This window comes from Ktedonosporobacter rubrisoli (assembly GCF_004208415.1).
GTDB classification, from domain to species: Bacteria; Chloroflexota; Ktedonobacteria; order Ktedonobacterales; family Ktedonobacteraceae; genus Ktedonosporobacter; species Ktedonosporobacter rubrisoli.
In genome coordinates, this window is sequence record NZ_CP035758.1 from 10,363,563 (window position 1) to 10,389,056 (window position 25,494).

Sequence of the window (25,494 nt, forward strand, 5' to 3'; positions counted from 1 at the left end):
GCACCTGCATGCGCAGGGCCGTACGTACGTGATCCCAGAGCCCTTCCTGCCACCATTTCCGCAAAGAATGATGAAATGGCCTGCCAGGCCGGGAAGTCATGGGGAAGTGCACAAAAGGCGGCAGCGGCTAGGCAACACAGGCAGAATGGCATCCGCAATCGTCAGTCGCTCCTGCACGTAAAAGGTCGCCTCTGGCTTGAGGGGCGGGATCAGCGGTTCCAAGATGGCCCACTGCTCATCGGTGAGGTTGGAGGGATCGTTTAGATACGGGCATGTTCGAGACATCGCTTTGCTCTTGGTTGGGAACTCTTCTGAAAAACGTTGCTTCTTCCTCCCCTATCATCTCAGCACTCCATGGTCTCTCCAAGCACGGCCACGCATCTTGCTCTTTCTTCCCCTTTTCTCTTTTTTGTCAGGTCAAAAGAACGCATCAAAGGGAGCTGCTCCCTCCAAGGATCATGGGAATCATACACATTCTCAATGTCTTTGGACTCAATCCTGCAAAGCTCCAATATATTGTGCATACTCCTGTGACCTCTGGGAGAATTGAGTACACCCAGGTGAGCATCAGATGGATACAGATGCCGGACTTGACCCAAAAGCCGATATGTGTGATACTTCTCGTCTGAACTTGGGTGAAGTTAATGCGCTTCTTGAAGTGCTCTAAATCTTCTGAGGTATATCCGCGAGAGAAGACCAAATGGTATATAAATGGTCTTCGCCCTATTGCTGCGGGTGTCTCTCCGCAGAGGAAAGAGGTAGTATGAGCAATCAAAGGAATGCACCCCAGCTGAATAACTCTCAGCTCCTTCTCATCGGTTTTGTGTTGAGTGTATGCCTTAACATTCTCACCAATGCCATTTCGCTGCCATCTTGGGTTGCTTCTATCGTTTTTATTCCGCTTGTGGGCTGCATTGCTCTTTTGATGCTAGTGGAGTCTACGAAGGCGAAGGCGCCAACGAATCAAGGGCGCCGATCCTTGTTCAAGCTCTTGAGAAGGCCGGCAGGTATCATCCTTCTCTTAGCTGTTGTAGGTGTCTTTCTCACGCTCAAGGAGGCAGATATAAAAGGGGAAAGAGAACAACTAGAAAAAGAACAACTCGCCTTCGACGCCCAAAGAAAGGGCCAATTGACCAGGCTTCGGATTGGCTTCCTTCCCATCGGAAATAATCCGGGAGGGAAGGTGAATACCAGCACCTTTGAAGATAGTCTTGCCAATCACCTCGGGATACCCGTCACTTCAGCATCTATCGGATCAACCTACACCGATACGGTCAATGCTCTGGCCGAGGGAACTATTGAAGTTGCATGGCTAGGTCCATTGAGTTACTTATATGCTCATCAGAAATATGGCGCAAAAGTTATTTTGTGTCTCTTAAGACATAGAAGACAGAAGACCTATCAGAGTTATATTATTACCAATGTAACTACTGGTATTCGTACTCTTCAAGATCTCAAAGGCCAGCCGTTTGCCTTTGTCGATCCTTTCTCAACAAGTGGCAACCTTGTTCCACGATACGTACTCAAAAAAGCCGGTCTTGATCCCGACAAAGACATTCGGGGCATCTATGCAGGATCGCATGAAGATGTTTTCCAGGGGGTGCTCAGTGGAAAGTATCCTGCTGGAGCAGTTGCAAGTGATAACTATGATCTCGATCAGCAAGAACTCAGACAAAAAGGATCTCAAAAAGATGCTCTTGTTATCCTCGCTAAAAGCATGGACATTCCAGAGGGGCCAATTGCTCTGCGTAAAGATATTCAGCTCTATGATACACTTCACGTTGAAGACGCTTTTTTAACCATCGGCGAGAATGATCCAGCCATTCTCAATACCATAGGCATAGCAGGTTTTGCCAAGGTCACTGACGAAACCTATGATAGCCTCCTTGATATGGCGAGGTATTTAAATATTGATCTCTCTACCTACAACGGATGAATCAGCTGAATCACTCATACTATACGATAATAGTTCGCACCCTTCCACCAAATTAGTCTCACCATCCGGCTGCCGCGGCCCGTATGGGCTGGGGGAAGTGAGCGCTTGTGCTCTTCTGAGCAATCGGCACGTACAGACGGCTTGGCTTGTGCGCGAAGATGACCTGCGTTGCATCGGCTCTTTTAGGTCGATGGGGGGAAACTTAGCTGCTGGTTGACCATCACTTTGATGCCAGTTAGTTGCATTGGCTCAGGTGAACTGGTGAGGTTTGAAACAATTGCATCCACAGCCAACGAAGCGACGTCGGCGGTTGCATTGGTCTCCTCGGGCTGATATGGTCTCTGTCATTCGACCCGCAGATCTGGTGGGGATCGGCCCACAGCGTCATCGCATTGACAATCAAGAATACAACGCGTGACCACCGGGGCAACTCGTTGGTTTCTTTTTTGCGTGCCACTAGTTCCAGCTTATTGACTGTTGGCCTGGTTTCGTTCATACTGCGATTGAAGCATATGTGACAACGAAAGGAGAACGAACCTATGGCCGACGACGAGTTTGAGCTGGATATTCGTATATCAGCAGGTGGTACCAAGTTTTCTACACAGGTCGAGTACGCGAGTGCCGGGACGGGAGGTGGTCTATCATGCGCGAGCTACTGCACTTCTTGCAATAGTTGTTCTTGTGGCTGTAGCTATGACTCTTGTTATGACACGTGTAATGTTGCTTGTGGCGGGACAACCCACTGCTAGCTGGTTGAGATCAAGAGGTCAATGTGATGATGCTGTGGGTCGATCTTCGTTCACTCTACGGGCGGCAATGAGCGTATGAGCAGCAGAACGGGCAAAATTATGACGTTCTTGTTGGTCTGGTGCCTGATGTCGGGAATTCGACCCGCAGCATCATTGCATTGACAGGCTGGATATGACCATCTCTGTGTCAATACGCTCGCTCTGTGGAGAAAATGTGTCCAGTTCGTGGGCCGATGTGGCATGAGATCGAGACGCTCAAAGAGGCCGAATCTCCCAGGCAATGCGCGAATTTCCTCCCAGAAACGTGGCAATTGTCCTGAAGGTTCGAACACTTGCAGTCAACTTGGCGACCAGGGTTGCCGAGATAACAACCCTTTTCGGCAATCCTGGCCATTACTTTTCCAGATTGATCGCTGTTTCTCCCCGTTCCGCAGGATCAGCATCGGCAATCGATTGGGAGAACCTCCAGATATGGCCACCGATCAGCGCGAAACATGAGCATATGTGATGTTTAGCTCGAAGGAACCGCTCCAGATCTAGCCTGACTGCCAGTAAAAGTTGTCAATAAAAACCGTTTTTCGGTGAACCTCGGATGTTCCGTCGCTTAGGGAGTTCGCACGCGAATGAACGAGTCGTTTCCAGCTAAAGTCAGACACCAGGCTTGTCCGTCAATCATAGCATCAAAGCGAACCCGCTCAGGCAGCGCCTTTGAGGTTCTGTTCCGCTTGTAGCCGAAGGATCTCTCACCCAACGGAAAGAGTTCCCGTTCATATCCTTCTGCCTCAACAAGGTAGAGGTGCCCTTTGCGCAAGATGATCCGAACATGACCTGTCCATGGACTCTCTGAAACATAGTGACCGGGATAGGCATCCCACTCAGCAGGGTAGACAAAAGTGCGCGGTCCTGTGTACCGCTGCTCATGAATCCACCAACTAGCCCCATGCTCGAATTCCACGATCCTTCCACTGGCTCGTCCAAAGTGACCGAGGAAGTAAGCAAAGTCTGGATGGGGAATGAAGAAGGTGTCGGGCCAGAGTTCTTCGAGGATGAGATGGTTCCCCTGATACAACAAGATCACCTGATCAGCTTCAACAATGAAGGTGAGGGACCCATCACGCCCTGTGAATGTCTCTGCGTAGTCAGAGGCATTGGCGATCTTTTTTTGCTCACCAACAGAAGCCATGACTGTTCCCGCATGTTCCTCTTGTGCCGCACGCAGCAACGAGAGAGCAGAATGTGCTAGTTGCCACGGCCAGGGCCAGCACTTTCCCGACAGCAAGACCACGACTCCCAGCCCCTCATCTAAATCTCCTAGCATCATGGATTCATAGCCAAGCATGCCCCCGGGATGATTGAGATACAAATGACCATCCACCTTTTGGGTAAACAGACCATAGCCAATGTGGCCAAAGGTGCCTGGAACAATTGCTTGTGTCATCAAGTCGAAACTCTTTTCCGAGAGCAAACGCCTGTGTGGGCCTTGACCTCGATTGAGGTACATGCGCAGGTAGACAGCCATGTCCCTAGCAGTTGAAAGGACACAACCAGCAGGACTCTCATACTCGAACCAGGGAGCGGGAGCCAGGGGATGTGAGCGATGAGAGGGTCGGTCATCATAGAAGGAGTGATACCCAAGAGCAAGCACTTTGCGGCCTTCGTAGGTATTGGAAGGAAACGAGGAACGCATCTCAAGCGGATCGAGAATCTGCCGCTGTAAAATAGCGGGAAAACGTTGCCCAAGCACGATCTCCAGGAGAGCACCAAGCGTTTCATAGCCCACGTCAGAATAATGAAACGCTGTTCCAGGAGCGTAGGCAAGCTCGGTTTCACGCAAAAGCCAGATCGCATGCCGTGATCCCAGGCTTCGTTCAGAGCCAGCCACGAGACCAGCTGTATGGCTCATCAAGTGGTGCGCTGTGATTGGCTCTTCATAGGTGCTTTGGACCTGAAACCAGGGTAAGTACGAGGTGATTGGTGCATGGATATCGAGCGTTCCAGCCTCATATTGCTGCATCACGGCCAGGCTGGTGAAGGTTTTTGTAATGGAACAAATTTCAAAGCGCGTCTCTGCTGTCACAGGCACTTGTGCCGCGATATCGGCGTATCCGTAATGAGCTGTATGCAACAGGTGATGGCGATCTGTCAGCGCTAACGTCAACCCACCAATAGGTGTTGTTTGCATGAATTGGCGAATAGACTGATCAAGGCAATGGATTGCTTCCTCGAAGGGTTGTATCATGCTGTTTCTCCTCTGGAGTCCCACAGTGTTCGTTTCATCTGTTTTCTCTTCTCCAGCCATACCCCAGTTCGTGTTCCCCTCGGTCCAACGCATGCCAGTCGCGGGCGTCGTCGTTTGGCGTTTGTCGTGAGACTTGAAGCGCAGCACTCCCCCGCGAGGAGAAAGCGTCCATATTTTCCCACAGCCGGGACACTCCAGAAGCGCGACGCCACTCTCCTCAAAACGCTTGAGGGGAATTTGAACGATTCCAGAAAATGTGCGTTTGCCTGGTTTAGCGGAGAGTGTGCTGTTTCCCATGGCATTGTTCGCATGGACCTGCTCATCGAGAGACTCAGCAGGATGCGAGATGACAGCAGAACTTCTCACATCTCGCTCATCCATGTTTGTGACAGACGTAAGCCAAAGGGAATAATTCACAGCTTCCCAAGAAAATCCAGGATGAGAGCGTTGAACTCCTGTGGCTTCTCCATGTTGGGCATATGATGGGTCTCGGCTATCGTCGCCCGACTGGCTCTTACGATATCTCGTTCGAGTTTGTCTGCATCTTTGAAGAGTCGAGAGTCGTCCTCTGCACCCATGGCGATCAGCGTCGGCACCTGGATCTCGGTAAGTCTTTCATACGCTGGCGGTTCGAGATTCTGCCTGGGAGCGGGATCGAGAACCCAGGCAAAGGAGTATTCCGATAAATTGGTGCGCACCCGCTCGCGCGCGGCTGGATACTTTGGGGAAGGAACCAGCGTTGGGTCCTGCATCAGAGCATCAACCATTGCAGGGCGATTGCGCTCCTGGATGGCTTTTTCAAAGGCTACCCCGCGTGATCGCTGTTGCTCTAGCTGTTCTTCCGTGTAAAGTAATTCTACGGGGAAACCAGATACAGGGGTACCAACAAGGATCAGCGCGTCCACCATATCGGGATGCTCAAGGGTGAAGTCAATAGCGATGACTCCTCCCAGAGACAGGCCGAGGAGATACGTCTTTTCAACGCCTAAATAATTCAGCAGATCGTAGAGATCTTGTCTGTCGGCATAGGCTACGGGAGGAAGTTCAGATTTGCCAAAGCCGCGGATATCATAGCGGATCACCCAATAGTGTTTGGCAAAAGCGTAGAACTGATCATTCCACATCCTCCTGTCCATGTATCCACCATGGATGAGCACCAGAGGATGGCCTGAGCCTGCCGTCTCGTAATACAACTGCGTACCGTGAACTTTTGCTGTGCCAGCTTGGGGCTGTGTTGATCTGGACATCGTGTGCTTCTCCTTTTGCGGTGAATGGAGCGGTCTGATGTTTATCATACTCAAGCATACCCTCAGGCGTGTGAAAATACACCGGTCATTTAGACGATGCATTGTAATTGACAAATATGATATGATAAAAGAAAAAAGAGAGTCATTTAGCAACTGCAAGGGTGTCTCCTGTTCTGGTGCGTTCATCATTGGCACAAAGATAAACTGCTTTGCCGATCCCACAACTCGCCCGTTTTTCCCTCCTTTTCTAGCGGTCGGGCGCGCAGATCTTCGAGAAACATGGTGTGCAACGCCTCAATTGCTGCTTGATGGAGCGCTGCGAGAAAGCGGCTTAGGGTCGAGCGATGAAGGAGGCGTTCGCGCCCAAAGAGCGCTGTGAACGGGGCGGCAAACGGCTGGAAGCATTCGCTGAGCGCGTCCAGCGTGCGCTCAGAGCTTACGGCGTAACCCAGCAAGACTAGTGGAAAGTCAATCACGTCGTAATGATCGAAGCGGTGCTGGGCAAAGCGTACCCGTTCTTCAATTGTCGAAAGCACGCCCTGGTGGCGAAGATGGTGAGCGATCACAGTCGCTGCGCCAAAGCAGGGAGGCACGGCGGAAACTGGCACTGGAGAAGTCTGGATGGTAACCGATGCTTCTTGCGTAGGCGTGTTCATATAATCTCCTGGTATCTCGGGGGATGGTAGTTCCATATGCAGCTCTGCCTCTTGCGTCTCCAAGCGTTGAACGAATCTGGTGCCACCAGCCATAAGATGAACATCAACTCCTTAGTTCAGTGGGAGAACCCGGCGGTACTTTCCGCCGGGAGATTGCTCCGGTGCTTCCTCTGCATGTTCGAGGGTGACATGTTCGAGTTGAGAGGAGGCGAGGAGGTGCGCTATCTCGGCATGGATTGTCTCCCATACCCGCTCTGGATCGGAACCCGTTGCCGTTTTCAGACGGACTCGAAGAGTGGTGGGGGCGGTCTGCACAATCTGGAACAACTCGATTCCCGGTGTCCGATCCACCAGCGTGGCGAACGCCAGCGGCGCGATGCTGACCTGTTTGCCGCCTTCTGTAGGGAAGGTAAGCACGTCAGCGGCACGACCCTGGACGCGGATCGCGGGCAAGGAACTACCGCATGGGCAAGGGTCGGGACGCACGAGGATGCTGTCGCCCAGATCGTAGCGGAGAATCGGCTGTACTCGATTAGCGAGGTTGGAAATCAGGACCGTGTGCGACCACTCGCCCGGTGGGAGAGGCTGATAGTTTGCGTCCACCGCCTCGATCACTACCCAGTCGAGGTTCGCATGATACCACCCGTGTGTACATTTGGAGCTGAGAAAGGGGCATTCGGTCGCACCATAGACATCACGCACGTTGGCATGGAAGAGTCTGGCAAGCCGATCGTACTCGCTGGCTGCGAGTGTTTCCCCAGCAGGTTCTAGCAATACCGGGTGGATATGCAAGCGCCCGGCAGCCTGCTCGTCTGCGAGCATTTGTATCACGCTCCCATACCCGATGACGATGGCTGGACGGAACTGATTGAGCTGAGCGACGAGCTCCGGCAGAGGGAGATGCACTGAGAAGAACTGGACCGCTGAGCGTAGCAAGGGATTGGCCTTACGGATGCGGGTTGCGCCGGCGGCGACAAGGAAGTGTCCACCGGTCGCGACCACTACGGCCATCCGCCCGCCTCCGGCAAGGAGCCTGATTACATCACTGACGCCAAGCCAATGACCCATCATGGGGAGCGTGAGGGAGAGATTCACGGCAATGGCCCGATCATCCATAAGAAAGATTCCCCGATTTCCCGTGGTCCCTGAGGTGGTGGCCAGCAGGTACTTGCCAAGGTAGCGCTCGCCGATCAGGTCAGGGGTGTTGACGAACGCACGCACCTGCTCGATCTTCACGTCGCGGTCAGTGACCCAATCGTCAAAGCGGATCATCAGTTCTTGCTTCCTGACGATCGGGAGCAGTTGGGGGTCCTCAATCTTTTCAGGGAGATCCTGATACTGTTTGCGATAGTAAAGCGAGTGGGTGCGTGCGAAACTGACCATCTCGGCAAGGCGAGTGCGTTGCCGCTGCATGATCGCGCTTGCACCTTGCTTTCGGGCTTTGCGCGTATCACGCAACAACCACAGAGGATGTTCGTTCATGATGTTTCCTTTGAACTTTTTTTTAGAGGTGCTGTCGTGAGGACAAGAACAGCTCACTTCTGCAGGAAAGGAGAGCTGAAAGTCCTCACGTTCTCTTTTCGAGAAGCACTGATCCATGTTGTCTAAAACAGGACTGGTAAGCACATGATTCCGCGCAAACCGAAGGCGCGTGTCCAGGTGAGGTGTTCAGGTTCGCACGCGAGACGCAAACGAGGCAGACGGCGCAGTAAGGTGCCAAAGGCGATGTGTCCATACTTGGGTAGCTCCTTTTGCAACAAAGTACAAGATAAGTGATATACTGTTGTCTAACGTGAGTGTAGCCGAAGCTTGGGCCAGATTCAAGAAACAGATTGCCCAGGATGTTGCAGATGCAACAAAGGAGGAAAAATGACGCGCGAACGCACCGATTTACGGGTGAGACGGACGCACGCGCTTCTTCAGAAGACGCTGATTGACTTGATAGCCGAGAAAGGGTTTGATGCCGTCACCGTTGGGGATATTGCCGAGCGAGCGATGGTCAACCGATCAACGTTCTATCGCCACTATCCAGACAAATATGCTGTGGTGACCAGTATCTTTGAGGGCGCAGTTGACCAGGTGATCAGCGAGCTTGGGCAGGAGCACTTGCAAGCGCTCAATTGGATGGCGGGGGTACCTGGCCCTGAAGCCAAATGGGAAGTTTCACCGGAGTGGCAGCGGGCACTGGCTGCCTGGGTTGCGTTCTTTGAACACTTCGCTAAGCACGCAAAACTGTACCAGACGATGCTTGGCAAACAGGGGAGTTCCTGGTTTACCATCCAGATGCGCTCCTACATAGCCGAGGTATTGTACCAGCGGTCACAGCTCTCGCATCAGAAGATGGTGCAGAAAAGAGATGATGAGAACACGATGCCGGAGGAAGTGATGATTGTGTGTGTGGCGAACTGGTTCGTGGGAATGTTGACCTGGTGGTTGGAGAGTGGGTTGGTAGCATCTCCCCATCAGGTAGCCATATGGTGTGTGCGCTTTCTTGTCCACGGATCTTTCCACCCCTGAGTTTCTGAGTGCCGCAGGAAGCGAGGTTGGAAGAGGAGCAAATCATCCCCGTCTAGGAATTGTTTAGGAAAATTCCATAGCGCATTCTGTGGGAGGAACTCGTCCAAAAATGTTTCAAGCCCCATCAGCTTCCACGAGCCGATGCACTCATCGTCTATGCAATTGTATAAGATAATCAGCTCTCAACTGCTCCCCATTGAGGGAAATGGTAGGTACTCAGCTCATTCTAGTTCACGAAACTGATCAATAGCAAGAGGGCCTATGAATTTACTTGGATGGTCCTTGTACATTTTTATTGTCTGTTTGTTGACATTTCCTTCTCTTCTTATTTACAGTAGAAGTAATCTCTGTTTTCTTCCATTGTAGACAGTCCTCGTTTTATGCGCTAACAAAGCAAATGGTAAGGGTAATATGGAAGTACATCAAGAACTCTGCATTCCCATCAAAGATCACGAACGCGAACGAGAAGCACGAGCACTTTTCCAATTTTTTGTCGATGCAGAGCAACATGGGCAACATTTTACATATAACACTATTCGTAAGCGTTTCCCCTATAGCAGAAGTACCATCAGCAAGTACGCACGCAATTTCTGGAGTTGGTTTTTACGTAATGAAGAACAGGTGCGAGGAAAACCATTTACGTTTTCGTGTCAAGGGCTGATTGGCTATCCAGTGGACTATTTTATTCTGGCTCATCAACGGAATCAGGGCAAGTATTTCTGGCAATTTGCAAAAGCTATGAAAGATGCTGAAGAACGGACAGAACGAGCCGGAAGTGCCAAACAGCAAGCCGCAGCAGCGATGCCACAAACACCTCCATTGGTTTTCACCTCTGATGTCCCTGGGCAAGAACTCCCAGAGGAACCACATATTGAAGTAATTCAAGATGAAGAAGAGGGTGAAGAGCTGGCGTTAGGGCACGTACCACAAGATGAGGAAGAAGAGGAATACAAAGAGGCATCACCATTGATGAAGCCGGTATTTGTCACGGAATCAGAGCCAAGAGAACGGAGAGAGCATGCTCATCTTGGACCTTTCGACGACCAGCAGGAGCAGGATGAGCCAAAACAAGAGGTACTGGAAGTTCCTCTTCTTCTCTCCAAACAAAAAGGAGAGGTAGGAGACGACATAACCACATCACTGTCGGCAGCATCAGAGCCGCCGCCAGGAGAGCCTGTTCCTATCGCTACTCCTCCATCTGCACTGGAAGTGCCGTCTTCTGCACCTTCTCTTATTGTCACACCACCAGGCCCAACCACCACAATGGAAAGGATCTTTGAGATGTTAGGCTTCTCAAGAAAGAACCGTGAAGCATTGGAGCAACAATTACGCCTGGCTGTAGAAACGCTGACGGGGCAGCTTTCCCAGGAACGAGAGCAACTTAGTCGCGAAGTGACAAGCGCTCTGGAGCCCGTCAAGCACACTCTGGAGGAACATGCCCAGCAGATCGCTCTTCTCCCCACAGAAGTGTCCCAACTGCGTGCCGATGTCATCGGTCAGGTGCAAGCCGTCAAAGAGCAGGTGCTGATCGTCGAACAGACCCTCTCCCAGGAACAACGGTTCCGTGAGCAGATCGCTGGTAATGTAGAGGAGCTGATCGAAGAGATCCGCCAATCACGGACTCCACCCGATTTCTCACCAATGGTAGATGCTCTCGGCAGCAGGATGCGAGAGATCGAACAGACCCTGACAGAAATTATCAAGCAATCGTCCACGCCACCCGATCTTTCCTCCATCCGTGATACGCTCCAAAGCAGCTCTGAGCACTTGCAGCATGTTCTGCTCTCGGCACTTCAAAAGCCAGACGCTCTTCCTGGGTTACCACAGATAGTAGAGGCTCTCGCCGAGGTGCAGCATCAGGTGAGTCATCAATTGCCCGAGATGACAGTCAAGGCCATCGATGCCCAGCAACGCATAGAAGAGCGGCTCACTTCCCTGATGAAGCAGTTTGCGGACCGTCCTCCTGTACCGGCAAACAACGGGCAGGTACGAGCCATCCAAGCCTCCATTCGGAATGCCAAAACAAAGGCCCAGGACGCGCTTGATACGCTTTATCAGGAATGTATGGCCTGGTTGGACGAACTGGATCATCATATGCAAAAGCTTCAACAAGGACATAAGGATTCGAATAAGTCTATTCAAACGATTCAAGCTTTCATTGCTCCTGCTGAAGAGAAAGCATCACCTGATGCAGAGGAATCGCAAAACGGAATGGCAGCAGATGAGGCTCAGGAATAGGAGGCGGCAAATAACGTTGTCGATTAAAGCCCTGCAACATGTGCCAAAACCGTTGGTTTCTCAAGACTCCATATGTAACTGTACAGTTACATATGGAGTCGAGTACAGTCGATTTGCTCTTAGCCTCTTTCTGCTGGATCAAACGTGAAATGGCCAAAGGTATACTCCTTGTTAAGCGCGCCGTTGCAGAAATTCCTCCCAGGTGACATGACCCACCATACGAGTGGGAGCGAGATTCACACCACCCCTGAAACCGTCATAGATCTCACCCTGCAATGGTTCCGTTCGGATCACACGTTGTTTGTTCGAGTGACGTGCATAGCTCTCCGCCATCTCTTCAAGTGTCAGAATCTGTGGCCCTCCCATTACAGGAGCATATCCAGCGGCTGAACCTTCCGCCAGCTTGGCGAGTCCCAGGGCAACCTCACTCATCTCAATAGATTGGAAACTCATTCCCATAGGCAGCGTAATTGTCCCCGCCTGTTCGTCTTCGCCGGAAGTAATAAACTGTAAAGGGAACGTGTGAAATTGCGTGGCTCGCAAGATTGTCCAGGGAACGCTCGATTGCGTGACCATCTTCTCCACTTCAAGTTTGGCTTTGAAGTAGGAAAACTTGCTTTCTTCCACACCGGCAATGGAAATGTAAAGCAGATGTGGTACGCCATTTTCGGCTGCGGCATCAAGAAGATGCCGCGCTCCTTGCAGTTCGGTGACATATCCTGGCTCGAAGGCAGTAGCAGTGTGAATAATTGCATCTACCCCTCTTGTCGCTTCCGCCAGTCCGCTCCCTGCACGCAGATCTCCGGTATAGACCTCTACATCCTGAGGTATGGAGGGGTTTGCTACTTGCGTGTAAGCGCGAACTCGGTGCTGGCGCCCAAGCAAGAGGCGAACGACTTGCCGCCCTAAATTCCCTGTTGCTCCTGTAATGAGGATCTTTAACATGTTTTATTTCCTTTTTTTGTACAAGTTACTTTTGTAGAGAACGCTGTTCCCTTTTTATTAGGAATTTGCCTTTCGATACGGCCTCTATTCATTTGACCGCTTCTCTTTGCGAGAAATGTTGCTTGTATCTCCAGGTAGATCAGGCGCACGTACCACGATGAGTGCTACTAGCAGAGCCACAAGTGCGAAGATGGTCGCCGCGATGAAGGCCCAATGGTAGCCAATAACAACAGAGTCCCTCTGGCCCGGATGAGCAGTGTGAGCAGTGGCAACAGTGACAAGCACGGCAATCCCAACAGCTGCTCCCACCTGCTGCACTGTATTGAAGAGGCCGGAGGCCAGACCCTGGTCGCTGTCCCCGACCCCAGTCGTAGCTGCAATACTGGCTGCCACGAATCCACCTCCCAGGCCAAGCGCTAGTAGGAGTGTGGCTGGAAGCACCACGCTGAGATAGTCGCCCTCTGTACCCAGACGTACAAACAGGAACGCTCCAGCCGCTAGGAGCACCATCGCTCCAATGAGCATCTTTCGCATACCCAGATGCGAAACCAGGCGAGCGGCAGCGTTGGAGAACACCATGATGAGCAACGTTTGGGGCAGAAAGGCGAGGCCAGCTTCTAATGGAGAGGAACCTCGTACTTGCTGCAAGTAAAGGGTCAGGAAGAAGGTCTCCCCGGAGAGAATGGCAAGCATCAGCATTGCCACCAGATTGCCACCTACCAGCGTGCGTCGTCGGAAGATATGTAAAGGGATAAGGGCCTCCTGTGTACGCCTCTCTAGGATGAGAAAGACGATGAGCAAGCCAATGCCTCCCACCAGCGGAACAAGAGTACCCGCCTCGGCGAAGCCTTTATTTGCTGCCTCGCTTAATCCATAGACGAGCCCGATCAAACTGGCAGTGATGAGCAGAGCGCCAGGCAGATCCAGACGCCCCTGGGTGCGCCCCCGGCTTTCGCTTAGGGCGAGAGGTACAAGCACGATGGCAGCGATACCAATTGGCACATTGACCAGGAACACCCAGCGCCAGGAGAGTTCGGTGAGCAGGCTCCCGACAATGATCCCAGCTGCACCGCCCCCAGCGGAGGCCGCTCCCCATACACCGAGCGCACGGTTCCGTTCGCGGCCTTCGGCGAAGGATTTCATCAGCAGGGCAAGCGCAGCGGGCGAAATTATTGCCGCTCCCAGCCCTTGAAGCAGGCGACCCCCAACGAGCATGATTTGTGACTGTGCAATGCCGCCGAGCAGAGAGGCCAGGGTGAAAATGATCAGGCCAACCCAGAAGCAGAAACGGCGTCCAAAGAGATCGCTGGCCCGACTTCCTAGCAAAAGAAAGCCTCCAAAGGCGAGCGAATAGCCAGTTACGACCCATTGGAGGGTTCCAGAATCAAAGCCAAGTTCACGCTGAATCGAGGGCAAACCAACGATGACGATGGCAGTGTCCAGGATCAGGATAAACTGCATACTACAGAGCAAGGCAAGCACCAGCCAGCTTCTTGGCTGCTCGGCTGCCTCTGACGTATGGGCCAATGCCGCATGGATCGACGAAGAGAGCGCACCCTGAAGCGGCTGCTTGTGCTGACTACTTTCCATAATGTCTTAACCTTCTTTCAGCAGGCAGGATATTGTGGTTCTGGGCGAACACATTGTCGGGATCGTAGCTTGCTTTGATCCTGGCAAGGCGAGTATAGGTCTCCTCTGGGTAGGAATCAGTGACACTCTTTTCGCTGACTTCGCTCACAAAGTTGACATACGCTCCGCTGCTCATCAAGGCGAGGGGCTGCCACGCTGCCTGTCTGATCTGCCGAGCCTCCTCTTCAGTCACGCTCGATGGAGCAAACGTTGCCATGTAGACCACTGCTTCATTCTCGCGATGCGCAAACGCCGTGGCTTGAGGGCTGACCCGCGCCATAGCTCCACCAAGTGCGCGGATTTGAGCAATAGGTCTACCTGGCTGACCATAATGAGCAGCCAGGGTGGAAAGAGCTTCCCTGTCCATGGTTTTGAGAAAACCGCCGTGGTCAATCAGCCGAAGCCCAGGAGGAGGAGACACCTCGTCTTCCAGCATGGCGGCATAGGGCATCTTCTGAATGTTCTGCGAGCGCACTATACCTGAGTGCAAGAAAGGCTCAATCGCTTTCTTGGCTGCAGCCTGGTCTTCTCCCGCGTAACAGAGCTTCACTGTAATCTGGGGCGGTATCTGCGAACCAAATCCGGGAAAGAGTTCGATGGTAGAATTCAATGCTTCTGGAGCCTTGTGTATGGAGCTAGCCCATGCAGTGAGCACGGCTTCCGCTTCGCTCGCATCATAGATGACCGATCCGCCAATAATGGTGTGGCAGGGTTGAGCGCGAAAGTCAAACGAGGTTACAACTCCGAAATTGCCGCCACCACCACGAATGGCCCAGAACAGATGGGGATGCTCCTCGGCACTGACGCGCATAATACGCCCATCCGCTGTGACGAGTTCTGCCGCTTGCAAACTGTCAATCGTCAGACCATAGGTGCGCACGAGCCAGCCAATACCTCCACCCAGGGTTAAACCGCCGACACCAACCTGTTTCGTGTCGCCTGAGGAGAGGGCGAGGCCGTGAACCGCCAGTGCTTTCGCTACATCGCCCCAGCGAGCGCCAGCCCCAATACGCACCAGATGCTGTTCAGCATCAAGGAGCTCAATCTGCTGAATGTGTGTAAGGTCGAGCACAAGGCCACCATTATGCATCGCCTGGCGACTCAATCCATGGCCGCCACTTCGCACAGACAATGGCAAGTCATGCTTGCGTGCAAAACTAATGGTTGTGACAACATCATTCGTGCTCTGCACATAGACAGTGATGGCTGAACTTCCCACCTGGTTGAAGAGTTGGTCTGGCCCATCAAACTCTGGGCTGTCAGGCACGACAACTTCTCCAGCTATGCGATTTTTTAATTCGGTAAACACATGTGAAATCATAGATAAAGTATCCTTTCAGGGATCAGAATCACTGTTCCTCCTGGTTCAGCAATAGCTCATCCGTCTCCAGGGAGAGCAGAACCAGGCCAAGGCTGCGGATTTTGAGCAGTATGCGATAAAGGGCGGCTTGATCGAGGGGTGAACCACACAAGGTAGTTCTGCCAGATGCCTCGGGGCGAATCTCCAGAGGCTCAAACCATTCTTGCCAGGATGGGTCTAGGTGTCCTTTGATCCAGATACGGCATTGCATGTTCAGCGTCTTCCTCCCTTCGTTCAGACTGGTTGGAGTATAAAACGCTGATGGATGAGTTGACATCATCCTATGGGATGGTTACGAGTGGATGAGGGAGAAGAGCAAAGAATTACAGGAGTGATAGACGCCGCGCTACTTCGCTGGCCTCGACACGATTGTGCACGTTAAGCTTGCGATAGAGGCTTTGGATGTGTGTTCTTACCGTATTGACTGAGATGACGAATTCACTGGCGATCTCGGCATTGGATCGCCCGACGACCAGCAGACGTAAGACGCGTTGTTCCTGCACACTCAGCGGCTCTGCCAGGAAAGCAGCTTTTTCAGAGAAGGGGACATCCTCACTCCCGGGTTTCTGTCCAAATGCGCGCAGGAGCGTGTATATGTAGGAAAGCAAAGGGGCATCGTGCACTTCTGGCAGCAGTGTTTGTAGGAGGAGCTTCATGGTTGGGCCTTCGTCCAGAAAGAGACGTTGGTATCGTTCACCCTGCGCTTTGCGCAACACCAGAAGCAGTGTTTGCTTTGCCTCAAGCAATTGTCCTTGTGCGAAATAAGCCAGGGCTTCAAGGAGGAGGATGGCCAGCGTTGAGGACAGGCATTGCTGTACCTGAGCCTGCGCTTTCCAGGGAGCGAGAATCTCCAGGGCTGCTTTGCCTTGCTGCTGAGCTATACGCAGGCGCGCGAGCAGCAGAGCTTCCTCTTCCTGCCTGAGCAGAGCGTCGGGAATGGTTGCATCTTGTATGGTTCTGAGCCATGCTTCGCCTTTGTCTCTGTCACCGGTTGCCAGAGCAATACGCGCTGAACAGGCGCGTATCTCACGCAGAAACTGGGGCGAACGGGCTTGTGGGGACAGTCTGTTCAAGAACTCCTGGGCCTGGCGGCTCTGCCCACGTGCATGCAGAAGATGAGCCTGAAGCAAGACTCCGGTGGTCAGGAAGTGCATTTCTTCTATCCGGGCATTTTCCAGAGCAGCGTTGAGTCGCTGCTGCGCTATGTCCAACTCGTTCCATTCGTAGGCAAGTTGGGCCAGACCAGTGAGGGCCTGGCGTGCGAAGAAGGTGTCCTGAGCTCCTGTCGTGGTGGTCAATTGATAGGTGAAAAGCTCCTGTGCCTGTTTCTCCTCTCCAGATACCACCTGCTGATAGTAGTGAGCAGCCTGAGAGAGTTCCCCCTGTCCTACGCTGATCTCTCCCAGGAGGAAAGCAGTCATGAAGAAGCCTGGAAGCGACTGGTCAGCTTCATAGGCGATACGTGCCTCCAGGATCAGTTGCCTGGCTTGTTCCATGTTTCCTGAGAGGAGTGCTTGCATGGCGAGGATGGCGAGACTAGTGCCGCGCCAGTGCTGTTCTCCTGCTGGTTGGGTGTGAAGCATCTGGTGAGCCAACGTAAAGGCGGTGGGAAGGTCGTTGCGAAAGACGGCAAGTGAAGCCCTCAAAGAGAGTACTTCAGCCAGCTTTTGAGCATCCTGCTGTGCGCGAAATCCTTGCTCGGCTATTCGCAGTGGCTGCTCAACGCGTGTTCTGATTGAGGAATCACGTCGATCTGAAGTGAAAATGAGCGCTTCAGCGTAGACAAAGCTGAGAAAGGGCGAGGCGTGGAGCGTCTCTGCAGGCAATTGCTCCAGCCAGCGACGGAACAGAGGATAGGGATTGCGAAAGCTGTGAGGGGTGATCATACGTGTAATGAGTTCGGCGGCAAAAGCGAACTCGCGCGCGCGAAGGGCAGCTTCAATCGCCTCGGGGAGCAGTCGTTGGGCCTCATACCAGCGACTCTCTCTGCCTGCAAGTTGACATAGCTCGGCTTCTCCCAGGCGATGCCTGGCTTCATGTTGGAGGGCTGAGGACCAGAGTAGGTGATAGCGATACCATTGTTGCTCTCCCTCTAGGGACTGGAGGAAGAGATTGGAGCGCAATATCTGCTCCAACCAGAGCTGGCTGTCGGTTCTCCCTGTGACTGCATCGCAAAGTGAAGCGTTCAAGCGATTTAAGCCGCTTGTCTGTAACAAAAAGTGCTGGAGAGGCTGTGGCTGGCTCTCTAGAATTTCTTCGCGCATATAGTCAAGGAGGACGCGCTGGCTCCCGGTCAGCGTTTGTACGCCGGCGGAGAGGTCAACCTGCTTCTGGAGGATGAGGGCTGCCAGATGTAAGCTGGCAATCCAGCCTTCCGTGCGAGCTTCTAACAAGGCAATGTCTGTTTCCGAGAGGGCAAGATCCATCTGGTGGGTGAGAAAGCGCTGTGTTTCTTCCCGCGTAAAACGTAGCTCGGTGTCACGGATCTCTCCCAAAGACCCACGCACACGCAAGCGAGAGAGAGGGAAGTCGGGATCGACGCGACTGGCTATCACCAGGCGCAGGGAGGGAGGCAGATGTTCCAGGCAGAAGAGCAGAGACGTATGAATAGCTGGCTCTTCGATCACATGATAATCATCAAGAAATAGGACTATGGGAGCAGTTGCTGTCTGCCGGACTGCGACCTCGTTGAGCAACGTCATCAGGCTGCTCGAAAGCGCGGTAGACGTGTGCAGCAAGGCCAGAGCCTGCTTCCCAAGATCTGGCAGACATCGCTGAAGGGCTGCAATAATCGAACTCCAGAAGCGCGTTGGATCGTTATCTAATGGCTCTAAAGAGAGCCAGGCAGTCTGCTGAGGATGGCGGTGTGCCCAGGCGGTAAGCAGGGTGGTTTTGCCCCAGCCAGCGGAAGCAGAAACCAAAGTCAGTGGGCGCGAGAAGGCGGTATCCAGAAGCAAAAGCAGGCGTTCCCGTTCCACAAGCGTAGTGGGTACCTGAGGGGGAGAAAATCTGGTCACGAGTGGTATCAGACCTGGTTCATCCTCTTGCTGGTCCGCCCGCTCCTCCTTGCTGACATGAATCCCTTGAGATGGGTATACTGGCTCCTGAAGGGCCTGTGCAACCTCCTCTAAACGCGCAAGGGTCAGAGCTGTACTGCGCCCAAGGTAGTGTTTCCTCATCCGGCCAGCGCTCATGTGGTACGCATACCAGTAGCCTGTGCCACGTGCCCGAAGTTCTTTAAAGACATTCAAATGGCCATGTTGTCCCTGAAAGGAAAAGGAGCTATGGGTCGTCAACCAGGCCTGCCACGCTTCCTCTTTTCCAGGAAAGAGGAGCTGCGGTGGAGCATCAGGGGTATGCAACAGATAGCCGTTATTGTCACTAGACCAGATGAGGGCGTAAGTAGGCGATTTTGGCATGATTTCCTTGTAGATAATAGATGTTATTCCCAACATCCCAACATGGGTTGAGTATAGCAAAAACGAGACGACCAGGCAAGCTATCTTGCAACCTACCAATCCACCGCTATAGCGCTGGACGGAAGACTTGAGCCACTTCATATGTAAGCGCGTGCTTCAGCAGAGCGGTGTCCTGCTTAATTCTTTCGCTACGCTGTAAGCAGGACATTCAATGGCTAAAAAATCTGTTTCTCAATGTTTATGCAACCTGCTTGCTGTATACGGATGCTCTTCTCCAAGCTGACGCTCGCAGATAACCAGAGCTCGCCGATGCAGCGATTTGGACTCCTCATACCTTCCTTGCCTCTCATACCACACGGCCAAATAGGTCAGGTAAGCTGCGGTCTCAGGGTGCTCCTCTCCCAAGTACTGTTCAGTAAGCTTCACCGCTTGCCAGTGTTCTATTTGGAGAGCGGTTTCCATTTGTTTTCTGGATTTGGGCAAAACTGTGCTTGCCAACGCTCTAACCGTTCTTGTCTTTTCGCATCGAGTTCCTGTTCAAATACATCTTCATCAGGATAGAGATCGACGCCATTGGGGTCATCAGTAATCACCGGAGCGAAACAGGTGAAACAGCGACGTGGGGCGTCATAGCGAAAGGTTCCGCCACAGGTGCATGGCTGCAAATGTGCTTCAATGGCTCGACTAAACGCTTCATGATCATGCTCCTCATTCTCTTGCGCGGCAAAGAACAGATGACTGAGCTGCTGATATTCCGTCTCATACACACTGATCCCTACTCGGATGGGGCAGCGATCACAGTAGAGGTAGCGTTCATGATCCATAGGGGAGGTGTCAATCCGGAACAGCGAGCGCTGACAGGAAGGACACACAATCCATTCCTCATGGAGCCAGTTATCCAGGAGATCTTCTTCCTGTGCCACAGGGACCCTCTTTCTTTACTACACACAAGATGCTAGACTGCCAGAAAACCTCTGGGAAGGGGGGATCGCTCGATGGTTTCCAGCTGCAAAACTATCCTGATGCATCGTGTCCTCAGTATCTCATCCCTGTCAATTTCAATGTGGACTGACCACTAGTTTCATTTCTGCTAGCGTGAGGTCTATAGTATCGACGAAGAAGCTCTCCAATTCAGTAGTTAACCTTCTATCCCAATTTCTGAAGGAGCATCCGAGATGCCTATTCCTATCGCTACCACGTGCGATAGATGCTCGTTTCTCTATTTCGCTCAAAAAAACAGAGGCGTATGGGAGTCGAACCCACCGGGGACCGCGCCGAGCGACCCCCCAGCCGTTTTGAAGACGGTGAGACCCACCGGGGCCCCTACACCTCCATATTGTGGAACCATTGTGCCATGCCTGCTACTCCTTGTCAAGCGAGCTCACGTATACGCTCAACGTTGACCTCGGTAAGATCCTTGACCACAAGATTGGCAACTTTTAAACCGGGCAGGTCGCGTTCACCTGCTACCGCGATGCTGTACATTCCTCCTGCGCGTGCCGCCTCAATCCCCGCTACTGCATCCTCAATTACCAGACATTTTTTTGCTTCGACCCCTAGCGTTGCTGCCGCCTTAAGAAATAGATCGGGCGCAGGTTTGCCGTGAGGTACAGTCTCGCCGGAGATGAGGGCGTTAAGGTAGTGCTTGAGACCCAGAAGGTCGCTGATAAGTTCGATATTGGCGATAGGTGTAGAAGAGGCAAGGGCCTGGGGATAGCCCGCATCGCGTAGACTACTAAGGAGTTCTATAGATCCCGGAAGGGGCGCGGCGATATCACGCACAAATTCACGAAAATATGCCTCTTTACGATCGGCAAACTCGCGTACGCGCTCAGGTGACTCTACACCCCATAATTTAGGGATGATTGCGTCGTTGCGCCAGCCAAAGGTAGCCCAGAATTGCTCGTCAGTAAAAGGCAAGTCCTCTTCCCCTGCCAGGCGATACCAGGAGCGGCGGTGCGCCTCCGCGCTATCGATGATTACTCCGTCAAGATCCCAGATGATTGCGTGTACTGAATTGGCCATGAAGTGTTAGCCTCCCCGAAATTTCCTTTATCATATCACACGTCCCCTCTTCCTCTCTCGATAGACGCATTGTAGTCATCATGGTAGAATAAGTGAGATTTTTAGGACTCGTACTTTGGAGGAAAATCTGTCAATGAGTGAACGTCGGTTTTTTAATGAGGAAGTGGAAACGCTTCCTAAAGATAAGCTGAAGGCTCTGCAGCTGGAGCGCCTTCAGGCTATCGTCAGGCGCGCATATACCCAGAATCGCTTTTATCGTAGTCTCTATGATGAGGCTGGAGTTCAGCCTTCAGATATCCAATCCCTTGAAGATATTCGCAAGCTGCCCTTCCTTGAGAAAAAGACCGTACGCGAGGCATATCCATATGGGACCGCATTGTGTCTGCCTGGTGGCAGTGAAGGGGCACTGCAGGTGCATGCCACTAGCGGGACAACGGGGAAGAGCGTGCCTGTCTTTGCCACAAAAAAGGATATAGACAACTGGTCAGAATTGAATGCTCGCGAATTATGGATGACCGGTGTACGCCCTGGCGATGTGTTTATGAATTGCTATGGTTATGGCTTGCCGACCGGCGGCTTTGGCTTTCACTACGGGGCGCTGGCTATGGGAGTAATGTCGATTCCTATGGGCTCTGATGCTCGCCAGTATGATCGTATGCTTGATTTTATCCTTGATTTCGGCGTAGCTGCTATGTGTATGACGCCCTCTGTGGGATTGTACCTTGGAACTAAGGCACGCGAGCGCGGAGTAAACTTTAAGGAGACAAGTCTCAAGATTGGCCTCTTTGGGGCAGAACCGTGGCCCTGGGAGACGCGCCTCAAATTAGAAGAGCTGCTGAATATCACTGCCTATGATGAGTTTGGTATGACCGAGTTCCTGGGACCAGGGATGACCTGTGAGTGCGAGGTGCGCGATGGAATGCATGCCTGGGCCGATACGTTTCTTGTTGAGTGCATCGATCCGGAGACTGGCGAACCGCTGCCCGAAGGCGAGGAGGGCGAGCTGGTCTGGACATGGCTCAATGGAGATGGTACTGCGATGATCCGCTATCGAAGCCGCGACCTTTCGCGTACGTGGTGGGAAGAGCGTTGCGCCTGCGGCCGCACGCATCCTAAAATCGGTGCGATTAAAGGTAGAAGTGATGATGCGGTCTCTATTCGTGGACTTATTGTTTTTCCTAGCCAGATAGAGGCGGCCTTGATCCGCTTTCCCGAAGCCGGGGCTAACTTCCGCATAATTGTGGACAGAAAGAATGATCTGGATACCTTTGATTTGAAAGTAGAAATCCAGGATGCAGCTATCCTTGCCAATGCCGAATATATAAGAACATTGCAATCTCAAATGGCTAAGTCTGTGAAGTCTGTGACTGGCAATACTCCCCATGTAGAATTAGTGCCACCCGATAGCTTGCCACGCGCCAGTGGAGGAGAATCGAAGACCGCCAGCGCGCGTGTGGAAGATCGACGTAAAAATTAGTTAATTCGTGTATTTCAGATCTTAGGGGCGAAAATGGTATAAGGCTGATGGTCAGTGTAATCCTGAATAGAATGTTTTTATCTATGGGTATATCATTGGCTCTGGCACTTGCTAAATTTGGTGGTGACAGCAAGTACATCATGGTGTATAATAGCGTGCTTAGATAGGTACACGACATTCCATGTTCTATTACATTAGCTATTCTATTGATGCTCGAAGAGAGGCACTGTAAATGACCACGACTAATATTCCACACGGCAAGTATCATATCTGGACAGTTGGCTGCCAGATGAATCAGGCCGATTCTCAGCGTATTCAAGCTTTGTTGGAAGAATTAGGCTGGGAAGAGAGTAGTATGGATCAGGCTAATCTCGTGGTCCTTAATACATGTAGTGTTCGTCAAGCGCCGGAGGAGAAGGCTCATAATCAACTTGCGCTGTTGAAACAGGCGAAAGCCCGGCGCAGCGATCTTCTGGTGGCCTTGATGGGTTGTATGATTGGTAATCAAAAAACCATTGATGCGTTGGGTAAACGCTATCCTCACATTGATCTTTTTATGAAGGTGGAGCAGGCAGATATCTTGCCACGCTTCCTGCAGGAGCGCTGGACGCCTGTCTCCGGGGCTGGCTGCCTGGATATCGACTTTTTGCCAGATGATGAGACGGCAAGCACTGATGAGATTCCCGCTTTTGATGAGCTTATCCCGCCAGAACTCATTAAGCCAACTTTTGCCACCTCCTTTGAGAGAGATGGTAAGCGGACCGTCTTGCCGATGGCTACTGTAACGCAAGCGGGCAAACAGGCAAGCCCTATGGCGATAGTGCCTAAGCCAGGTGAGCGTATTGCGCACTATCCAACGAAGATCGATCCTTTGCCGGTCAGCCCTACGGCCTGGCTCCCTATTATTCTTGGTTGTAATAAAGTTTGCACCTATTGTATAGTTCCTTATCGCCGCGGACGCGAGCGCAGCCGTCCTATTGATGAGTTGATGGTAGAGGCTCGTTCGTTAGTCACGAAAGGGGCAATGGAACTAACCCTGCTTGGACAGACTATTGAGGCCTATGGGCTTGACTTGCCCGATAAGCCCGACCTTGCCGATTTGATGACCAGCTTAAGCGAGATCGAGGGCCTTGAGCGTATCCGCTTTATGACTTCCTATCCTCGTCACATGACTGATAGCATGATCGCGCGCATGGCGCATCTTCCCAAGGTCTGCGAGCATTTGAATATTCCCGTCCAATCTGGGGACGACGCGGTGCTCAAGCGCATGAAACGTGGCTATACAGTAGACGAGTACTGCGAACGGATTGCCCGCGTGCGCGAACTCTGGCCGGCGGTCTCGCTCTCGACAGATATTATAGTTGGCTTCTGCGGCGAAACCGAAGAAGAATTTCAGCATACATTGGATTTACTTGAGAAGATTCGCTTCGATGTGGTCCATGTCGCCGCCTATTCTGTGCGTCCCGGTACTGTAGCGGCGCGCTGGGACGACGATATCCCGTTGGCAGAGAAGAAGAGGCGCTTGCATGCGCTAGAAGAAGTGCAAGCGAAGATCGCTCTCGAAATCAATCAAGCCTATATCGATAGTGTTGAAGAAGTGCTGGTAGAGGATACCAATATGTCGCATGGTCGTCTGCAGTGGAGAGGTCGTAATCGCACGAATAAACTAGTCTTCTTCCCGCAGCCAGAACCAGAAAATACCACCGGTCCCAAAGAGGTGAAGGTGGGCGATCTCGTGAAGGTGCGCATCGAGCGTGTTACTGCCTGGTCCTTGCAAGGTTGCGCCATTGCGATATAATATGCGAGCCAGATATATGCATGTCTTTGCCATGAGACCTGGCCTGGACAACAGGGGACTGCGATTGCCCAGAAGGTATTTGTAGGCCAGAGCGCCATGACCGGACTTTGCCAGGGAGAGCATTTCCACTGAATGCTCTCTTCTCAGGTTATGTGATCAAGGAGTGCTCAAGTTCTGTACTGTGGGCGCGTCTGAGTAAGACCCGTACGCGCAGTCTTGAACTGCTCGGTTTCAGCTAGTAAGGTCAAGCGTTGTATGCATAGAGGGAAAATAAATTGCCTGCTTATCCTGGATGGCTACCTTTAGCCGAGCAACCTGATGGGTTTGAAGCGTTCCCACGAAAAACGCTTCCCCGCAAGGGGGGCGCTCTTTTCCCGCGCTCAAGCACGGGCTTTCGCGCCGTCATTCCGTGAAGATGGAGGTGTTGTCCGATGACGCAAGCACAGTCGGCTGAGGAAAAAGCACGATTGAAGAAACAATGGACAGAGTTAGCTGTCAAACAGGCTCAGGAGGGCCGTTGGGAGGAGGCTGTTCTTACCAATAGGAATATTCTCAGCCTGTTCCCTTATGAGCCTGATGCCTTTAATCGCCTTGGGAAGGCGCTTAGTGAGTTAGGGCAATATACAGAGGCGCGCGAGGCGTATACTCAGACGCTAAAATATAGCCCCAGTAATACCATTGCTAAAAAGAATCTGGACCGGCTGGCATTGCTCCAGGAGGTGCCGGTAAAAGCTCATATTGGCGTAGATCGCATTGATCCCAGACTCTTTATCGAAGAGACTGGCAAGACGGGCGTTACTGAGTTGATCAATCTTGGAACAGCTTCTGTCCTGACAAAAGTTGGTGTGGGCGATCGAGTGCAATTGCATGTGAGCGGTCGTACTCTTTGGGTTCGCAATGCCGGTGGAGAAGTGATTGGGCAGATTGAGCCTCGCCTGGCCAATCGCCTGATTAACTTTATCGAGGAAGGGAATCGCTATGCCGCGGCTATCCTTTCTATCGAGAATGGCCAGGTGCGAGTCATTATTCGCGAAGAATATCAACATCCTAACATGTTTGGCAGAGTGAGCTTCCCTTCGCAGGGGGGAGGAGATACGATTCGTGCCTACATCAAGGATACGATGTTGCGCTATGATCGTGAAGATGAAGATGATTTGGGCAATGATGATGAGTACTATGATGGTGGTGACGAGACAGAGGATATGGCCGAGATCGATTTCGAAGGTGGCTCTGACAACGAAGAATAAATTGTATTTGAA

20 protein-coding genes and 1 tRNA gene are annotated in these 25,494 nt (G+C 52.2%); 7 read left to right on the forward strand and 14 right to left on the reverse strand.

From position 1 onward, the window contains the following. Window positions 1–96 precede the first annotated feature (96 nt). On the reverse strand, window positions 97–285 hold the full coding sequence (locus EPA93_RS44305) for a transposase (protein ID WP_129893688.1): 189 nt from the start codon (window positions 283–285) through the stop codon (window positions 97–99). Window positions 286–979: 694 nt separating this feature from the next. Between EPA93_RS44305 and EPA93_RS44310 the strand changes: the two genes are divergently transcribed. Both EPA93_RS44310 and EPA93_RS48845 read left to right on the forward strand, forming a co-directional pair. Beyond that, window positions 980–1,936, forward strand: coding sequence for a phosphate/phosphite/phosphonate ABC transporter substrate-binding protein (locus EPA93_RS44310; protein WP_165423801.1), 957 nt, complete (start codon window positions 980–982; stop codon window positions 1,934–1,936). A gap of 268 nt (window positions 1,937–2,204) precedes the next feature. After that, on the forward strand, window positions 2,205–2,354 hold the full coding sequence (locus EPA93_RS48845) for a hypothetical protein (protein WP_165423802.1): 150 nt from the start codon (window positions 2,205–2,207) through the stop codon (window positions 2,352–2,354). 935 nt (window positions 2,355–3,289) lie between these two features. On the opposite strand, the gene EPA93_RS44315 is transcribed toward EPA93_RS48845, so the two are convergent. The 4 genes from EPA93_RS44315 to EPA93_RS44330 all read right to left on the reverse strand — a co-directional run bounded on the left by EPA93_RS44315 (window position 3,290) and on the right by EPA93_RS44330 (window position 8,309). After that, window positions 3,290–5,290 carry a serine hydrolase domain-containing protein gene (locus tag EPA93_RS44315; RefSeq protein WP_165423803.1) on the reverse strand — a complete coding sequence of 667 codons (2,001 nt, stop codon included), beginning with the start codon at window positions 5,288–5,290 and terminating at the stop codon, window positions 3,290–3,292. 47 nt (window positions 5,291–5,337) lie between these two features. Further along, window positions 5,338–6,171: an alpha/beta fold hydrolase gene (locus EPA93_RS44320; RefSeq protein WP_165423804.1), complete on the reverse strand. Its 834-nt coding sequence runs from the start codon at window positions 6,169–6,171 to the stop codon at window positions 5,338–5,340. 185 nt (window positions 6,172–6,356) lie between these two features. After that, window positions 6,357–6,920: a hypothetical protein gene (locus EPA93_RS44325; RefSeq protein ID WP_129893692.1), complete on the reverse strand. Its 564-nt coding sequence runs from the start codon at window positions 6,918–6,920 to the stop codon at window positions 6,357–6,359. An 18-nt stretch (window positions 6,921–6,938) separates the two neighbouring features. Further along, on the reverse strand, window positions 6,939–8,309 hold the full coding sequence (locus tag EPA93_RS44330) for a phenylacetate--CoA ligase family protein (RefSeq protein WP_129893693.1): 1,371 nt from the start codon (window positions 8,307–8,309) through the stop codon (window positions 6,939–6,941). Between the two features lie 387 nt (window positions 8,310–8,696). Here EPA93_RS44330 and EPA93_RS44340 point away from each other — a divergent pair, with 387 nt between their 5' ends. After that, window positions 8,697–9,344: a TetR/AcrR family transcriptional regulator gene (locus EPA93_RS44340; protein WP_129893694.1), complete on the forward strand. Its 648-nt coding sequence runs from the start codon at window positions 8,697–8,699 to the stop codon at window positions 9,342–9,344. 411 nt (window positions 9,345–9,755) lie between these two features. Further along, window positions 9,756–11,582 carry a coiled-coil domain-containing protein gene (locus tag EPA93_RS44345; protein ID WP_129893695.1) on the forward strand — a complete coding sequence of 609 codons (1,827 nt, stop codon included), beginning with the start codon at window positions 9,756–9,758 and terminating at the stop codon, window positions 11,580–11,582. 171 nt (window positions 11,583–11,753) lie between these two features. On the opposite strand, the gene EPA93_RS44350 is transcribed toward EPA93_RS44345, so the two are convergent. The 9 genes from EPA93_RS44350 to EPA93_RS44385 all read right to left on the reverse strand — a co-directional run bounded on the left by EPA93_RS44350 (window position 11,754) and on the right by EPA93_RS44385 (window position 20,960). Next, window positions 11,754–12,527 (reverse strand): SDR family oxidoreductase, encoded by a 774-nt coding sequence (locus EPA93_RS44350; RefSeq protein WP_129893696.1) that lies wholly within the window; start codon window positions 12,525–12,527, stop codon window positions 11,754–11,756. Between the two features lie 84 nt (window positions 12,528–12,611). Next, complete coding sequence (locus tag EPA93_RS44355) at window positions 12,612–14,117, reverse strand: MFS transporter (protein ID WP_129893697.1); 1,506 nt, start codon at window positions 14,115–14,117, stop codon at window positions 12,612–12,614. Continuing rightward, window positions 14,107–15,477 carry an FAD-binding oxidoreductase gene (locus tag EPA93_RS44360; protein WP_129893698.1) on the reverse strand — a complete coding sequence of 457 codons (1,371 nt, stop codon included), beginning with the start codon at window positions 15,475–15,477 and terminating at the stop codon, window positions 14,107–14,109. The genes EPA93_RS44355 and EPA93_RS44360 overlap by 11 nt, the downstream gene beginning before the upstream one ends. Before the next feature lie 28 nt (window positions 15,478–15,505). Beyond that, on the reverse strand, window positions 15,506–15,727 hold the full coding sequence (locus tag EPA93_RS44365; RefSeq protein WP_129893699.1) for a hypothetical protein: 222 nt from the start codon (window positions 15,725–15,727) through the stop codon (window positions 15,506–15,508). Window positions 15,728–15,839: 112 nt separating this feature from the next. Further along, on the reverse strand, window positions 15,840–18,935 hold the full coding sequence (locus tag EPA93_RS44370; protein ID WP_129893700.1) for a winged helix-turn-helix domain-containing protein: 3,096 nt from the start codon (window positions 18,933–18,935) through the stop codon (window positions 15,840–15,842). A 231-nt stretch (window positions 18,936–19,166) separates the two neighbouring features. Next, window positions 19,167–19,397, reverse strand: a complete 231-nt coding sequence (locus EPA93_RS44375) for a tetratricopeptide repeat protein (protein WP_129893701.1) — start codon at window positions 19,395–19,397, stop codon at window positions 19,167–19,169. Continuing rightward, the gene (locus EPA93_RS44380; RefSeq protein WP_129893702.1) at window positions 19,376–19,858 is read right to left on the reverse strand and encodes a hypothetical protein; all 483 of its coding nucleotides are present in this window, start codon (window positions 19,856–19,858) and stop codon (window positions 19,376–19,378) included. The genes EPA93_RS44375 and EPA93_RS44380 overlap by 22 nt, the downstream gene beginning before the upstream one ends. Before the next feature lie 314 nt (window positions 19,859–20,172). Further along, window positions 20,173–20,268 (reverse strand) — tRNA-Sec (locus EPA93_RS48850). A 38-nt stretch (window positions 20,269–20,306) separates the two neighbouring features. Further along, a complete protein-coding gene (locus EPA93_RS44385; RefSeq protein ID WP_129893703.1) occupies window positions 20,307–20,960 on the reverse strand; it encodes an HAD family hydrolase in 654 nt (217 codons plus the stop codon). A gap of 133 nt (window positions 20,961–21,093) precedes the next feature. On the opposite strand from EPA93_RS44385, the gene EPA93_RS44390 reads away from it, so the two are divergent. From EPA93_RS44390 to EPA93_RS44400, 3 genes are all read left to right on the forward strand, one after another. After that, on the forward strand, window positions 21,094–22,437 hold the full coding sequence (locus tag EPA93_RS44390) for a phenylacetate--CoA ligase family protein (RefSeq protein ID WP_129893704.1): 1,344 nt from the start codon (window positions 21,094–21,096) through the stop codon (window positions 22,435–22,437). Between the two features lie 232 nt (window positions 22,438–22,669). Further along, complete coding sequence (locus EPA93_RS44395; RefSeq protein ID WP_129893705.1) at window positions 22,670–24,235, forward strand: MiaB/RimO family radical SAM methylthiotransferase; 1,566 nt, start codon at window positions 22,670–22,672, stop codon at window positions 24,233–24,235. A gap of 431 nt (window positions 24,236–24,666) precedes the next feature. After that, the gene (locus tag EPA93_RS44400; RefSeq protein WP_129893706.1) at window positions 24,667–25,482 is read left to right on the forward strand and encodes a tetratricopeptide repeat protein; all 816 of its coding nucleotides are present in this window, start codon (window positions 24,667–24,669) and stop codon (window positions 25,480–25,482) included. Window positions 25,483–25,494 lie beyond the last annotated feature (12 nt).

What these genes read in the sequence shown, in the direction of transcription:
- EPA93_RS44305 (WP_129893688.1), bottom strand. Translation starts at nt 285, where the DNA reads ATGTCTCGAACATGCCCGTATCTAAACGATCCCTCCAACCTCACCGAT.
- EPA93_RS44320 (WP_165423804.1), bottom strand. Translation starts at nt 6,171, where the DNA reads ATGTCCAGATCAACACAGCCCCAAGCTGGCACAGCAAAAGTTCACGGT.
- EPA93_RS44325 (WP_129893692.1), bottom strand. Translation starts at nt 6,920, where the DNA reads ATGGCTGGTGGCACCAGATTCGTTCAACGCTTGGAGACGCAAGAGGCA.
- EPA93_RS44330 (WP_129893693.1), bottom strand. Translation starts at nt 8,309, where the DNA reads ATGAACGAACATCCTCTGTGGTTGTTGCGTGATACGCGCAAAGCCCGA.
- EPA93_RS44340 (WP_129893694.1), top strand. Translation starts at nt 8,697, where the DNA reads ATGACGCGCGAACGCACCGATTTACGGGTGAGACGGACGCACGCGCTT.
- EPA93_RS44345 (WP_129893695.1), top strand. Translation starts at nt 9,756, where the DNA reads ATGGAAGTACATCAAGAACTCTGCATTCCCATCAAAGATCACGAACGC.
- EPA93_RS44350 (WP_129893696.1), bottom strand. Translation starts at nt 12,527, where the DNA reads ATGTTAAAGATCCTCATTACAGGAGCAACAGGGAATTTAGGGCGGCAA.
- EPA93_RS44355 (WP_129893697.1), bottom strand. Translation starts at nt 14,117, where the DNA reads ATGGAAAGTAGTCAGCACAAGCAGCCGCTTCAGGGTGCGCTCTCTTCG.
- EPA93_RS44360 (WP_129893698.1), bottom strand. Translation starts at nt 15,477, where the DNA reads ATGATTTCACATGTGTTTACCGAATTAAAAAATCGCATAGCTGGAGAA.
- EPA93_RS44365 (WP_129893699.1), bottom strand. Translation starts at nt 15,727, where the DNA reads ATGCAATGCCGTATCTGGATCAAAGGACACCTAGACCCATCCTGGCAA.
- EPA93_RS44370 (WP_129893700.1), bottom strand. Translation starts at nt 18,935, where the DNA reads ATGCCAAAATCGCCTACTTACGCCCTCATCTGGTCTAGTGACAATAAC.
- EPA93_RS44375 (WP_129893701.1), bottom strand. Translation starts at nt 19,397, where the DNA reads ATGGAAACCGCTCTCCAAATAGAACACTGGCAAGCGGTGAAGCTTACT.
- EPA93_RS44385 (WP_129893703.1), bottom strand. Translation starts at nt 20,960, where the DNA reads ATGGCCAATTCAGTACACGCAATCATCTGGGATCTTGACGGAGTAATC.
- EPA93_RS44390 (WP_129893704.1), top strand. Translation starts at nt 21,094, where the DNA reads ATGAGTGAACGTCGGTTTTTTAATGAGGAAGTGGAAACGCTTCCTAAA.
- EPA93_RS44395 (WP_129893705.1), top strand. Translation starts at nt 22,670, where the DNA reads ATGACCACGACTAATATTCCACACGGCAAGTATCATATCTGGACAGTT.
- EPA93_RS44400 (WP_129893706.1), top strand. Translation starts at nt 24,667, where the DNA reads ATGACGCAAGCACAGTCGGCTGAGGAAAAAGCACGATTGAAGAAACAA.